This window comes from Actinopolyspora mortivallis (genome assembly GCF_003001495.1).
Taxonomy (GTDB): Bacteria; Actinomycetota; Actinomycetes; order Mycobacteriales; family Pseudonocardiaceae; genus Actinopolyspora; species Actinopolyspora mortivallis_A.
In genome coordinates, this window is the sequence record NZ_PVSR01000001.1 from 250,389 (window position 1) to 263,676 (window position 13,288).

The 13,288-nt window shown below is 67.9% G+C and carries 14 protein-coding genes; 11 read left to right on the forward strand and 3 right to left on the reverse strand.

Annotated elements, in window-relative coordinates; genetic code table 11:
• Positions 1 to 34 precede the first annotated feature (34 nt).
• Together CEP50_RS01165 and CEP50_RS01170 are read left to right on the forward strand one after the other, a co-directional pair.
• Positions 35 to 1,261 (forward strand): endolytic transglycosylase MltG, encoded by a 1,227-nt coding sequence (locus CEP50_RS01165; RefSeq protein WP_106112036.1) that lies wholly within the window; start codon positions 35 to 37, stop codon positions 1,259 to 1,261.
• A gap of 210 nt (positions 1,262 to 1,471) precedes the next feature.
• Positions 1,472 to 2,338: a shikimate dehydrogenase gene (locus CEP50_RS01170; protein WP_106112037.1), complete on the forward strand. Its 867-nt coding sequence runs from the start codon at positions 1,472 to 1,474 to the stop codon at positions 2,336 to 2,338.
• Positions 2,339 to 2,429: 91 nt separating this feature from the next.
• Here CEP50_RS01170 and CEP50_RS01175 read toward each other — a convergent pair whose 3' ends face one another.
• Positions 2,430 to 2,696, reverse strand: coding sequence for an HPr family phosphocarrier protein (locus CEP50_RS01175; protein WP_106112038.1), 267 nt, complete (start codon positions 2,694 to 2,696; stop codon positions 2,430 to 2,432).
• A 47-nt stretch (positions 2,697 to 2,743) separates the two neighbouring features.
• On the reverse strand, positions 2,744 to 4,012 hold the full coding sequence (locus CEP50_RS01180) for a PTS transporter subunit EIIC (protein ID WP_106112039.1): 1,269 nt from the start codon (positions 4,010 to 4,012) through the stop codon (positions 2,744 to 2,746).
• A 308-nt stretch (positions 4,013 to 4,320) separates the two neighbouring features.
• Here CEP50_RS01180 and CEP50_RS01185 point away from each other — a divergent pair, with 308 nt between their 5' ends.
• From CEP50_RS01185 to aroQ, 7 genes are all read left to right on the forward strand, one after another.
• On the forward strand, positions 4,321 to 4,557 hold the full coding sequence (locus CEP50_RS01185) for a glucose PTS transporter subunit EIIB (protein ID WP_106112040.1): 237 nt from the start codon (positions 4,321 to 4,323) through the stop codon (positions 4,555 to 4,557).
• Entirely contained in the window at positions 4,554 to 5,012 is a 459-nt protein-coding gene (locus CEP50_RS01190; protein WP_106112041.1) for a PTS sugar transporter subunit IIA, read from the forward strand. Before CEP50_RS01185 ends, CEP50_RS01190 begins: the two co-directional genes overlap by 4 nt.
• 185 nt (positions 5,013 to 5,197) lie before the next feature.
• Positions 5,198 to 5,845 (forward strand): prepilin peptidase, encoded by a 648-nt coding sequence (locus tag CEP50_RS01195; protein WP_106112042.1) that lies wholly within the window; start codon positions 5,198 to 5,200, stop codon positions 5,843 to 5,845.
• A gap of 52 nt (positions 5,846 to 5,897) precedes the next feature.
• Positions 5,898 to 7,106 carry a chorismate synthase gene (gene aroC / locus CEP50_RS01200; RefSeq protein ID WP_106112043.1) on the forward strand — a complete coding sequence of 403 codons (1,209 nt, stop codon included), beginning with the start codon at positions 5,898 to 5,900 and terminating at the stop codon, positions 7,104 to 7,106.
• On the forward strand, positions 7,103 to 7,633 hold the full coding sequence (locus CEP50_RS01205) for a shikimate kinase (RefSeq protein ID WP_106112044.1): 531 nt from the start codon (positions 7,103 to 7,105) through the stop codon (positions 7,631 to 7,633). The genes aroC and CEP50_RS01205 overlap by 4 nt, the downstream gene beginning before the upstream one ends.
• 75 nt (positions 7,634 to 7,708) lie before the next feature.
• Entirely contained in the window at positions 7,709 to 8,818 is a 1,110-nt protein-coding gene (gene aroB / locus CEP50_RS01210; protein ID WP_106112045.1) for a 3-dehydroquinate synthase, read from the forward strand.
• Complete coding sequence (gene aroQ, locus CEP50_RS01215) at positions 8,815 to 9,258, forward strand: type II 3-dehydroquinate dehydratase (RefSeq protein WP_106112046.1); 444 nt, start codon at positions 8,815 to 8,817, stop codon at positions 9,256 to 9,258. The genes aroB and aroQ overlap by 4 nt, the downstream gene beginning before the upstream one ends.
• Positions 9,259 to 9,282: 24 nt before the next feature.
• On the opposite strand, the gene CEP50_RS01220 is transcribed toward aroQ, so the two are convergent.
• Complete coding sequence (locus tag CEP50_RS01220) at positions 9,283 to 10,773, reverse strand: phytoene desaturase family protein (RefSeq protein ID WP_106112047.1); 1,491 nt, start codon at positions 10,771 to 10,773, stop codon at positions 9,283 to 9,285.
• A gap of 326 nt (positions 10,774 to 11,099) precedes the next feature.
• Here CEP50_RS01220 and CEP50_RS01225 point away from each other — a divergent pair, with 326 nt between their 5' ends.
• Together CEP50_RS01225 and CEP50_RS19740 are read left to right on the forward strand one after the other, a co-directional pair.
• Positions 11,100 to 12,113 (forward strand): NAD(P)-dependent alcohol dehydrogenase, encoded by a 1,014-nt coding sequence (locus CEP50_RS01225; RefSeq protein ID WP_258174635.1) that lies wholly within the window; start codon positions 11,100 to 11,102, stop codon positions 12,111 to 12,113.
• A 662-nt stretch (positions 12,114 to 12,775) separates the two neighbouring features.
• Positions 12,776 to 13,267, forward strand: a complete 492-nt coding sequence (locus CEP50_RS19740; protein ID WP_146134714.1) for a hypothetical protein — start codon at positions 12,776 to 12,778, stop codon at positions 13,265 to 13,267.
• Positions 13,268 to 13,288: the final 21 nt, after the last annotated feature.

Genomic DNA, 13,288 nt, shown 5'->3' on the forward strand with positions numbered 1-13,288 from the left:
TGAGCTTCGTAGGGCTGTCTGGGAGGACGCGGGCGTGAACGACGATCTCGGCCTGTTCGCCGACGACGCCGGGCAGGAACCGGACCCGCGCGAGCGGGAGGACGTCGAGCGGGAACGGTTCCGCCGCCGGCGACGACGGAGACTCGTCACCGCCCTCGCCGGGGTGCTGGTACTGCTGGTCGTGGCGGGTGGCGCCGTCTACGGCGTGTTGCAGTTGGTGACTCTCGGCAGTTATCCGGACTACGAGGGAAGCGGTACGGGACGGGTGGTCGTCGAGGTCCAGCAGGGCGACACCACCAGCGCGATCGCGCGCACCCTGGCGGAGGAGGACGTGGTGGCCTCCCCGGCGGCCTTCGTGAAGGCGGCCGAGGGCAACGAGAAGATCACCGCCATCCAGCCTGGCTTCTACTCGATGCGCGAGAGGATGTCCGGTGCGGCGGCCGTGCGACGTATCGTCTCCGACGAGGCCCGAGCGGGACGCGTCGAGATCCGTGGCGGTATGCGGTTCGCGGACCACGTCGGACCGGACGGTGAGGTGGTGCCGGGCGTGCTCTCGCTGCTCGCGCGGGCCTCCTGCGGGGCTGGGGAGAACGAGGGAAGTGGCGACTGCGTCGGCAAGGAGGAGCTGGCCGGGGCCGCCGCCGAGACCCCCCTGGGAGAGCTGGGAGTGCCGGACTGGGCGCTCGCGGAGGCGAAACGGGCCCCCGACCCGCAGCGGCGACTGGAGGGGCTGGTCCTGCCCGGGATCTATCACGTCAAACCGACCGCCGGCGCCCCCGAGATCCTGCGTTCGGTGCTGAACAGTTCCTTCGAGAAGATGCGTGCCGCCGGTCTGCCCGACATCGCCGAGGGCACGGGTCACAGCCCCTACGAGCTGGTCAAGATCGCCTCGCTGGTGCAGAGCGAGGCGATCCGGAAGGACTTCGGGCGGGTCGCCCGGGTCATCGAGAACCGCCTGGACATCGACATGCGGTTGCAGCTCGACTCGACGATCAACTACCTGCTCGAGGAGCCCTCGCTGCTGACCGAGGACGAACACCGGGCCAAGGAGGGGCCGTACAACACCTACCGGGTCACCGGGCTGCCGCCGACACCGATCTCCGCTCCGAGTACCGAGGCCATCGAGGCGGCGGCCGATCCTCCCGAGGGCGACTGGAAGTACTTCGTCAAGTGCCAGAAGGACGGGACCTCGTGCTTCTCGGAGACGATCGAGGGACACGAGAGGGCCAAGGACAAGGCCGAACGCAACGGCGCCTACTGACCGAAGGCGGCCGTGCGCTCCGGACGACCGAGGACGCGGGACCGGAGAACCCGCGTGTGTTCGGCTTGACACGGTGGGGTGTTTCGGTGCCGCCGCGTCGAGGAAGGAGGGCTGCGCTGCTTGGGCCTGCCCGGAGGGCCGCACCGGGGCGACTACCGTGGATCTTCGGAGCACCCCCACGGGGCGAGCAGAGGAAAGTCGAGGTGTCCGATGGCAGCCCAGCAGGGACCACGAGCCCGCGTCGCGGGAGTGGTGGGATCACCGATCCAGCATTCCCTCTCCCCCGTACTGCACCGGGCCGCTTACCGTGCTCTCGGATTGCACGAGTGGTCCTACGAACGCCTCGAACGGGACGCCGAGGGGCTGCACCGGCTGGTCGGGGAACTGGACTCCGACTGGGTCGGTCTCTCGGTGACGATGCCGGGCAAACAGGCCGCCCTGGAACTGGCCACCACGGCCACGGAGCGTGCGCGCACCGTCGGCGCGGCCAACACACTGGTCCGCTCCGGGCAGGGGTGGGCGGCCGACTGCACCGATGTGGACGGTGTCGTGGGTGCGCTCCGGGCGGCCGGTGGGTTCGCCGGGGGAGACAGTGCCCTGCTGCTGGGGGCCGGGGGAACCGCCCTGGCCGCCCTGGCCGCCTTCGCCGAACTGGGGATCTCCGAGGTGACGCTGGCCGTCCGTGAGCCCACCCGTGCCGGGAGCGCGGTGGCCACCGCCGAACGTCTCGGGCTGCGGATCAGGACCCTGCGCCTGCACGAAACGGAGCTGACCTCCGTGGCCGGTGCCGCCGATGTGGTGGTCTCCACCCTGCCCGCCGGTGCGCTGGACGAACGTGCCGGGGAGCTGACCGGTGCTGGCTGTTTGCTCGACGTCGTCTACCACCCGTGGCCCACTGCGCCGGCGCGGGCGGTCACCTCGGCGGGAGGGCGGTTGGCCACGGGGCTGGACATGTTGCTGCACCAGTCCTTCGGACAGGTGGAGCAGTTCACCGGACTTCCCGCCCCCCGCGAGGCGATGCGCGACGCCCTGTACGAGGCCACGGGCGGGGAACTGCCCCTGCCTCTGGAGGGCTGAGTGCGGCGGGACCCGGAGGGGCCGGTCCGTCCGCGTCGGCGGGAGCCCGTGGACGTCGAACGCGTGTCCGGTCCACGGGCTCCCGGAGGGGTCAGCCGTCGAGTTCGCTGCCCACCAGCTCCGCGATGCGGTCCAGCGCCTCCTCGGCGCCCTCCCCCTCGGCCGCCAGCACGACCTGGTCACCGTGTTCGGCCCCGAGCGTCATCAGGCCGAGGACGCTGGCCGCCTCCACGGGTTCGGTTTCCTGCTTGCGGATGGTGATCTTCACGGATTGCTCGGCGGCCGCCTTGGCCAGCATGGCGGCGGGCCGGGCGTGCAGACCGACTTTGCTCGCGACGGTGACGTGTCGTTCTGGCATCTGCGTTTTCTTTCTCTCGTTGCCGTGTTCGTCCGGGACGAAAGGACTCAGCTTCCGCTCGTTCCTGTTCCGCCCGCGGAGGACCCGCTCTCGGAGGAGGCTGTGGCGCTGGCCGCCGGCTCCGCCTGCTCGCTCTCCTCGTCTTCCTCCCTACCCGGTGTGGGCAGGTTCAGCTTCGTGATGATGAAGCGGAACAGGAAGTAGTAGATGATCGCGTAACCGATCCCGATGGGAATCAACAACAGCGCCTTCTGGGCGATTCCGAAGTTGAGCAGATAGTCGATGGCCCCAGCCGAGAAAACAAAACCATGGTGGATGTCGAGCCAGTTGACCAGTGCCAACGAAGTTCCGGTCAGGATCGCGTGCACGATCAGCAGCGGCCAGGCCACGAAGATGAAGGAGAACTCCAGTGGCTCGGTCACGCCGGTCAGAAAGCTGGTCAACGCGGTCGAGAACATGATACCCCCGGCCAGTTTGCGCTGCGAGGGTTTGGCGCAGTGATAGATCGCCAGGGCGGCGGCGGGCAGCGCGAACATGAAGATCGGGAAGAAACCGGCCATGAAGATACCCGCGCTCGGATCACCAGCGAAAAACCGGTTCAGATCTCCTCGCTCACCGTGGTAATCGCCGGTGAGGAACCAGACCACGGAGTTGGGAATGTGGTGCAGCCCGAGGGGAAGCAGCAGGCGGTTGACCACCCCGTAGATGCCCCCGCCGATCACCGCGCTGCCGGTGACCGCCTTGCCGAAGCCGGTGAGCGCCTGGTCGAAATAGGGGAAGATCAGCCCGAGCAGCACTCCGATGAGCAGCATTACCACCGAGGTGATGATGGGGACGAAGCGCCTGCCGCCGAAGAAGGCCAGATAGGAGGGGAGCTTGAACCGGTGGAAGCGCTGCCACAGCCCCGCCGCGACCAGACCGGCGATGATACCGCCGAGCACCCCGTAAGGGCCCTTGTTGTACACGGTGTCGGCCGAGGTGCCCGTCATCTCGTAGAGCACACCGGACAGCACCAGATAACCGACGGCCCCCGCCAGCGCCGTGGAGCCATCGGCCTTCTTGGCGAAGCCGATGGCGACGCCGATGGCGAACAGCAGCGGCAGGTTGTCGAACAGCGCTCCGCCGGCGGAGCTGATCACCTTGCCGACTTCGGACATGCCGGGGATGGCCCCGATCAGATCGTCCTGTCCGAGACGGAGCGGAATTGCCGCGGCCGGGAGCACGGCGATCGGCAGCATGAGGCTTTTGCCCAGGCGCTGGAGCTGGGCAAAGACCTTGCTGCCGCCGCCCGAGGGCGGGCTGGCGCTGGTGCTCATCGAGTTACCTCCTGGATACACACCGGTGCGTCGGCAACGGTTCGAGGAAGGCAGGCGCTTTTGGTTGCCCGCTCGGGGGACGGTCACATCCGATGGTTGGCTGCCCGCCGAAACGCTCGTACCGTTACCTCGAAGTTGATACGGTAAGGTCTAAACCAGTTGGAGGGAACCTTGCGCCTCCGGTCGAAGGAGTGTCAAGCGGGTGGCCGATTCGTTGCCGGTTCGACATCGGGTGTAACGGCAACGGCATGGTTAGCTGAACGTAAGACGCGCTCGAAGCGTGGGTGAGTCACGAATGGAGGACTGCGGTGGCTGAGGACAAGGCCGCGGCGATTCTGGCCGCTCTCGGCGGTCAGGACAATATCGTGGAGATCGAACCGTGCATCACACGGCTGCGCTGCGAGCTTCAGGACGGTGCCAAGGTGGACGAGGCCGCGCTGAAGACGGCGGGAGCGCATGGTGTGATGCGACAGGGCACCGTTGTGCAGGTCGTGGTGGGCCCCGAGGCCGACACCATCGCGGAAGACATCGAGGAATTGTTGTGAGCGTTCAAGTACTCAGTCCGGTAACCGGTCTCGCCGCGCCGATCAGTGAGGTTCCCGATCCGGTGTTCTCGCAGGCGATGGTGGGACCGGGAGTGGCGGTCAAGCCGGAAGGCGGGGCAGCGCGGGCCGTGGCCCCGGTGGCGGGAACGCTGTCCACCCTGCACCCGCACGCCTTCGTGGTCACCACCGACGACGGTGGTAGGGCGGTACTGGTCCACCTCGGGATCGACACCGTCAAGCTGGAGGGTGCCGGCTTCACGCTGCACGTGGCCAAGGGGGACCGGGTGCGGGCCGGTCAGGAGATCGTCACCTGGAACCCGAGCGAGGTCGAGCAGCAGGGCTACTCCTCGGTGTGCCCGGTCGTGGCTCTCGAGGTGGGCCGGCAGGCGCTGTCGGACGTGACCGACGACGCCGGGGTCTCCGCCGGGGACCCGCTGTTCACGGTGGACTCCTAGGAGGCCCTTCCGGGGCGGCCCGCCGGGGCGCTCGGGTCCCGACCACCTGAGCCGGGCGCTCCAGCGGTCGCCTCCCGACTCCCGAGCGGGGGAACGTCCGGGTGGGGACCCGCTGGGTCCGACACGCCGTGCTTCGAGCCCGAACGGAGCCCGTGGCGGGCGCACCCGGCCCCGACACTGCGGACATGTCGACCGTGTTGCTCGTGTGCGTGGCCATGGTGGTGTTCGTCCTCGGCTGGTGCTGTGGCCGGGTGGGCGGGGCGGTGCTCGCCCGCTGCGGGGTGCGGACCCGTCTCTGGTGGTGCCGTCCCGGTGTGGCCGTGGTCTGGGCCTCGTTGGTTCCGTTGGTGCGCCTCGGTGCCCTCCCGCTCTGGTGGACGGCTGTCCCGCTGGTCACCGGATGGGTGCTGGTGGTGCTGTCCGTCTCCGACATCGGGGTGCGTCGCCTGCCCGACGTGGTGACCCTGGGTGGTGGCGGCCTCGTGTTCGGGGCCGTGGCGCTGGCCGCCCACCTGGGGGGCGGTTGGGGGCTTCAGTCCGGTGCGCTGCTGGGAGCGGTTCTCCTCGGCGTCGGCTACGGAGCTGTTCGCCTGGTGGCTCCCCACGCCCTCGGAGGGGGAGACGTCAAGGTCGCCGTGCCGGTCGGGGCCGCGGTCGGAGCGGTCGGGCCCCTCGTGGTGCCGTGGGTCGCGACCACGGCGGCGGCGGTGAGTCTGCTCCTCGCCGCGCTCACCCGCAGTCGGGTGGTTCCCCACGGGCCCGCGCTGGCGCTGCCGGCCTGGCTGTCGGTCAGCGCGCCCGTGTTGACGGACTCCGGTGGTTTCTCGGCGTGAGTTCCGCCCCCGAGGTACTCGCGAGAAGGGATCTCATGGCAGGATCACGGACGTGTTGCGCTGGATGACCGCCGGGGAATCGCACGGTCCGGCTCTCGTGGGAGTGCTGGAGGGAATGGTGGCCGGAGTCGAGGTCACCACCTCCGAGATCCACGCTCAGTTGGAGCGTCGGAAACTGGGGTTCGGCCGTAGTCCCCGGATGAACTTCGAGTCCGACGAGCTGGAGGTCATCGGAGGGATTCGTCACGGCCTCACCCAGGGGGGGCCGGTGGCCGTGCGGATCGGCAACACGGAGTGGCCCAAGTGGGAACAGGTGATGGCCGCCGACCCGGTGGACCCGGAGGTGTTGGCCTCCCTGGCGCGCAACGAGCCGCTGACCCGCCCCCGCCCCGGCCACGCCGACCTGGCGGGGATGCAGAAGTACGACTTCGACGAGGCACGACCGGTGCTGGAACGCGCCAGCGCCCGGGAGACGGCGGCCAGGGTGGCCGTGGGAACGGTGGCCCGGTGCTTCCTGCGGCAGCTGCTCGGGGTGGAACTGGTCAGCCATGTGGTCTCGCTCGGCGACGTGAACGTGGAGGGGGACCAGCTGCCCACGGCCGAGGATCTCGCCGCCATCGACGAGAACCCGGTGCGCGCCTTCGGCGATGAGGCCACCGAACGGATGATGGCCGAAGTGGATGAGGCCAAGTCCTCCGGGGACACGCTCGGAGGTGTGGTCGAGGTGATCGCCCACGGTCTCCCCCCGGGGCTGGGTTCGCACGTGCACTGGGACCGCAAGCTGGACGCCCGGCTGGCCCAGGCTTTGATGAGCATCCAGGCGGTCAAGGGAGTGGAGATCGGCGAGGCCTTCGCCAACGCCCGGCGACGGGGCAGCGCCGCCCACGACGAACTTTTCGCCGCCCACGGGCCGAAGTGGGTCACCCGCTCCAGCAACCGTGCCGGGGGGTTGGAAGGAGGCATCACCAACGGCGAGCCGCTGATCGTGCGCGCGGCGAAGAAACCGATCTCCAGCCTTCCCCGAGCGCTGTCCACCGTCGACGTACGCACCGGGGAGCAGGCCCAGGCCATGCACCAGCGCTCGGACGTCACCGCCGTGCCCCGCGCCGCCGTGGTCGCCGAGACCATGGTGGCGTTGGTGCTGGCCCAGGCGGCGCTGGAGAAGTTCGGCGGCGACTCCCTGGGCGAGACCCGACGCAACGTCGAGGCGTATCTCGCGGCACTGAACCGCCGCGTCGACACCTGGGGGGAGGACGCATGAGCCCCCGTCTGGTGATCGTCGGACCTCCGGGGGCGGGCAAGACCGTGACCGGGAGGCTGTTGGCGGAACGCCTCGGCGGGCAGTTCCGCGACACCGACGTCGACGTCGAACACCGTGCGGGCCGACCGATCCCGGAGATCTTCACCGAACAGGGCGAGGCGGCCTTCCGCGCGCTGGAGGAGGAGGCGGTGGCCGCGGCACTCGCCGAGCACACCGGTGTGCTCGCTCTCGGCGGTGGTGCGGTGGTCTCGGCCGCCACCAGGCAGCGGCTGGCGGAACACCCCGTGCTCTTCCTGTCGGTCGGGCTGAGCGAAGGAGTGCGCCGGACGGGGCTGTCCACCCCCCGGCCGGTGCTGGCCGGGGTGAACCCGCGCGCGAACTTCCAGGCGCTGCTGCGTGAGCGGCTTCCGCTGTACCGCGAGGTCGCGGACTGGGAGGTCGACACCGACCGGCTCGAGCCCACGGCCGTGGTCGAGCGGGTGATCCGGATGACGCACACCGGTCCGCCGGGCGCGGAACCCGAGTGAGGCCGTCGTCCGCGCCCTTCGCGACCGCCCGAACGGGTCGAACACCACAGACAACCCCTGACTGGAGAGGACACGATGAGCGAGCCGGAGCGGATTTCCGTGCGGGCGGAGAAGCCCTACGAGGTGTTGGTCGGGCACGGGCTGCTCGGTGAACTCGTCGAGACCCTCCGGGACGCCTCGGTGGTGGCTCTGCTGCACCAGCCCACGATCACCCAGACCGTCGAGGCGGTGCGCGAGGAGCTGACCGGCGCGGGGGTGGACGCCCACCGCGTGGAACTGCCCGACGCCGAGGAGGGCAAGAGCCTCGCCGTCGCCGGGTTCTGCTGGGAGGTGCTCGGCAAGATCGGCATGGACCGCGACGGCGTCGTGGTCTCCTTCGGAGGCGGGGCCGTCACCGACCTGGCCGGTTTCGTCGCGGCCACCTGGATGCGCGGGGTGCGCGTGGTCCACGTGCCGACCACGCTGCTCGGCATGGTCGACGCCGCGATCGGTGGGAAGACGGGGATCAACACCGAGGCGGGCAAGAACCTGGTGGGTCTGTTCCACGAGCCGAGCAGGGTGCTGGTCGACCTGGCCACCCTGGAGGAACTCAACCACAACGAGCTGCTGGCCGGCATGGCCGAGGTGGTCAAGTGCGGTTTCGTGGGCGACCCGGAGATCCTGCGTCTCGTCGAGGCCGACCCCACGGCGGCCGTGGACCCGACGGGATCGGTGCTGCCCGAGCTCGTCGCCCGCTCCGTGCGGGTCAAGGCCGAGGTGGTCGGCGCCGACCTGCGTGAATCCCACCACCGGGAGGTGCTCAACTACGGGCACACCCTCGCGCACGCGATCGAACGCCGGGAGCGCTACCGCTGGAGGCACGGGGCCGCGGTCAGCATCGGGCTGGTGTTCGCCGCCGAACTCGCGAGGCTGGCGGGAAGGCTGGACGACGAGACGGCGGACAGGCACCGCGGGGTGCTCGACGCGCTGGGCCTGCCGACCTCCTACGACCCGGACGCGCTCAACGAGCTGCTCGAACTCATGAAGGTGGACAAGAAGACCCGGTCGGGCACCCTGAGGTTCGTCGTGCTCGACGGGCTGGCCAAACCGGGCCGGCTGGAGGGCCCGGACCCCTCCCTGCTCGCCGCGGCCTACTCCGCGCTGGCCGAGGGTGGGTCGGGTTCGGCCCGGGAGGTCCTGCTGTGAGGGTGTTCGTGCTCAACGGGCCGAACCTCGGCAGGCTGGGCAGACGTGAGCCGGACAAGTACGGGCACCGGACCCACGCGGATCTGGTGAGCCTGTGCGAGCGCACCGCCGAGGAACTCGGCATGGAGGTGGAGGTGCGCCAGACCGACCACGAGGGCGAGATGCTCGGTTGGCTGCACGAGGCCGCCGACGAGGGGGCCCCGGTGGTGCTCAACGCCGCCGCCTGGACGCACTACTCGGTGGCTGTGCGGGACGCCTGCGCCCAGTTGCGGGCGGAGCTGGTCGAGGTGCACCTGACCAACGTCCACAGGCGCGAGCGTTTCCGCCAGCACAGCTACCTCTCCGACGTCGCCACCGGAGTGCTCACCGGTTTCGGGGTGTTCGGATACGCGATGGCGCTGCGCTGGGTGGCCGAGAACCGGCGGTCCGAGCCGGGCTGACCCCAGGTTCCCCCGGCAGTGGGCTCAGTCCAGCGGTGGCGGGGTCCGGACACCGAACTCGCCGCGCAGCGCGGCCCTGGCCGCCCAGTACCCGCACATGCCGTGCACCCCCGGCCCGGGCGGTGTCGCCGCCGAGCACAGGTAGACCCCCGACAACGGAGTGGCGTACGGGTTCAGCCGCGCGGTCGGTCGCAACAACGCCTGTACCGGATCGACCGCGCCGGAGCTGATGTCGCCTCCCGGGTAGTTCGGGTCGTACTCGGCGAGCCGGGCCGCCGAGGTGCCGGTGCTGTCGAGCACCGTGTCGGAGAATCCGGGAGCGTGGTGCTCGATCCGGCGGCGGACGAGCTCCACCGGGTCGCGGGTGTCCCCGTTGGGCACGTGGCAGTAGGCCCAGACCGGGTACCTGCCCCGGTGCGCGCGAGTCGGGTCGATCCGGCCCGGTTCGGAGACCAGCACGAAGGGGGCCCGGACCCGTTCACCGCGCCCGGTGGCCCGCTCGGCCGCGCGCAGCGCGGCGGGACCGTCTCCGAGGTGCACGGTGCCCGCTTCGCCGAGCGCGGGATCGCTCCACGGTATCGGCTCGGAGACCAGGAAGTCGGCCTTGGCGGCGGCGGTTCCGTGGCGGTACCGCTCCAACCGCCTCCGGTAGTCGTCGGGCAGCAGCGATCCGGCCATGGCCAGCAGCCCGCGCGGTACCACGTCGAGCAGGACCACCCGGGCCGAGCGCAGCTGCCTCAGGTCGTCGACCGGGTGCCGGGTGTGCAGCCGAGCCCCGTGGGCGAGCAGGTCGTCGATCAGGAGGTCGGCGATGCGCCGGCTTCCCCCTTCCGGGATGGGCCACCCGTTCGCGTGAGCCAGGTGGCCCAGCAGCAGTCCGACGGCGGTGGCGGCCGGATCGGGAGGTGTCCCGCCCGCGTGGGCGGCCACACCCGCGAACAGGGCGGCGGCCCTGGTGCCCCGGAACCCCGGGGAGAGCGGTGTTCCGTGCCGGAGGAGGCGCTCGGCGACCAGTGCGGCTTCGGGAAACGGCGGTGGCCTGCGCTGATCGGAGAGCAGGAGTTCGGTGACCCGTTCGCTGCGGCGCACCAGGGGTTCCATCAGGCGGTACCAGGCGGGACCGTCCTGGCCCAGGTGCGCGCGGGTGCGGTCGAGATCGCGCCAGGCCAGGGCCGAGTCCGTCCCGTCCAGGGGGTGGGCGTAGCTGATCTCCGGGGTGTGCAGACGCAGCCCCCGGCGGAGAAGGCCGAATCCTCGGAAGAACGGGGAGGCGGTCAGCGGGTGCACCGCCGAGCAGACGTCGTGGAGCACCGACTCGTCGAACAACGCCGCCGAGCGCAACCCTCCTCCCGGGGTTTCCGCCGCCTCGTAGAGGTGTACCCGCAGTCCACTGCGGGCGAGCACCACCCCGGCGGCGAGTCCGTTCGGTCCGGTACCGACGACGGCAGCCTCGGCCTCGTCGGTTTCCTTGGGCCGAAAGTCCCTCGGCTGAGAGTGTTGAGAGTGTGTGGACATCGCCTCCCCTCGGTCAGCCCGTGCTGACTGGTGGCTTCACCCGAGACGGTAACTCGATATCGCGGTTCTCGCGTGCACCGGCTAGGAGCGCTCCCAGGTTGACAGTTTCCGCGAAACTGTCCGGTATGCACCGAATGGGTGGGGACAACTCCGGGTTTCATCGGGGGAACCCGGAGTTTTGCGAGGATCTCTCGCGAAAAGGGTGATAAAAAATCTCGCTGTGGTAAGGATGTTCCCAGCCACGCGGGCAAGCGAACAGTGGCAGGGTGAAGGCAGGACCCGTCTTTCGAAACGGTGGTCGAAGGATGACACGAGTTCCCACGTCAATGCGCGCTTCGGTGCTGCAGAAGATCGAAGACATCGCCGTCGAACAGCGTCCCGTTCCGGAACCGGGACCGCACGAAGTGCTGGTGCGTGTCTCAGCGGTCGGAACCTGTGGTTCGGACACCCACTACTACGAACGCGGTCGCATCGGTGACTTCGTCGTCCGCGAGCCGCTGATCCTCGGCCACGAGGCTTCGGGGACGATCGTGGCGCTCGGTTCCGAGGTGCGGGACCACGAGGTGGGCAGCCGGGTCTCCCTCGAACCGGGTGTGCCCTGCCTGAGCTGCCACGAATGCCGCTCGGGCCGTTACAACCTGTGTCCGGACGTGCGGTTTTTCGCCACCCCGCCGATCGACGGCGCGTTCTGCGAATACGTCACCCTGCACGAGCAGTTCGTCTACCCGGTGCCCGACGAGCTTTCCGACGAGGCCGCCGCGATGATCGAGCCGCTCTCGGTGGCCGTCTGGGCCTGCCGCAAGGCGCGGATCTCACCCGGCGCACGGGTGCTGGTGACCGGCGCGGGTCCGGTCGGACTGCTGGCCGCGCAGACGGCCCGTGTCTTCGGAGCGACCGAGGTCGTGATCACCGACGTGACCGACCACCGGCTGCGCACGGCCGCCGAGCTGGGGGTGACCGAGACGGTCAACGTCCGGCACCGCCCCCTGCCCGAAGTGGACTACGAAGCCGACGTGCTGCTGGAGTGCTCGGGCAATCCCACCGCGGCCACCGAGGCGGTCCGCAGCGTCGGGCGTGCCGGTCGTGTGGTCTTCGTCGGACTGGGCGGGGACGAGCTCCTGTTGCCGCTGTCCCATGTGCAGACCAGGGAGATCGAGGTGACGGGAACTTTCCGCTACGCCAACACCTGGCCGACAGCCATCGCGCTCGCCGCCTCTGGCGCGGTCGAACTCGACAGCCTGGTCACCCATCGTTTCGAGCTGGAGCGGGTTCCCGAGGCACTCACCGCAGCCGCGCGGGACGACACGGTGGTCAAACCCGTGGTCTATCCGCAGCGGTGACGGGCGTGATTGGCTAATTCGTACGCTGGGCAACAAGCCCAGCTTCGCCTTTCGGTGAAGTGACCGGATGTCATGTTCACTGATTATCCCGATCGCCCGCACTTAGGGGATCGTCATATCTCGTCATGCGTGCCGGATGTAGTACGACTCAGAAGAGTCGATAGGCCAAGTACGGTAGCCATAGTCGGCTTAGCCAGCCGGCTCGGAGCGTCACGCGGCCAGCTGTGTATGCGGGACACTGGGCGCTCCGGTGCCGGCTGTGTACTGAGATATCCCTATAGCTATACGGTGCTCGTGTCATCCACAGATTTCACATTCATGCTTTAGGGTTAGTAAATGAAACTTAACGATCGTGCTTATCCCACTAAGTTTTTCTTTTCGACTAGCTTGGTTTCAGCATATGCAACTTGCTTGTGGCGTTTGCGCGGAAACGTCGTTGAGCTGGGGAGTAAGTCGAGGAAAAGTCTAGTGGCATGCCCTTGACACTAGTGGTCTGTACCTCTAAGCTATTGTTATCCAGTTGATCAATTGGTTGTGGTTACAAAGTCTCGTTGATACTATTGGGGGCTTCTGGGATTCCTTACTTTGGTTAAGTTAGCGATGAACTTGTTAGCGCGTTGATCCATGTTGGATTCGAGGCTATACTGGTAAGAAAGGTTAATATGATATCTGGGCTACGCACTGCTGGAGAGTCGGGTATCGAAAGCTCTCGTAAAGTCAGTGAAGCTGATAAAGTGGCAACTGACCGTCGGGCTTTCCTGGAGGCCATCGACAATGACTTGTCAAAATCAAATTCAGGCGTAGGAAAATTTGCATGCAATACAGGTTTCCTGCAAAAGAAAAATGCAAATCCACTACGCAGGCGCGTTGGGTCTTTGGTGGCCTTGACTTTGGCGGCTGCTGCTTCGTTTATGACCCAAACTGCGGTTGCTCAAGCTGAAACCGTTACTGAAACAAGCGCACGAGACTGTTTGAATCCGAGACCTATACCTAAAACTCAGACATTTTACTGCGGCACAGCCCAGTATGTGTATGATTTCAAACGCGGACCTGTCACGATAAATGGCCGTGAATGCTATATTTTCCAGTTGGAGGCTTTTCTGGTTGGATGTGGATCCTATCAAGACTTGGGAGAGAAGACTATCTGTAAGTAGTAATCGAGAAGTAGTGATTCC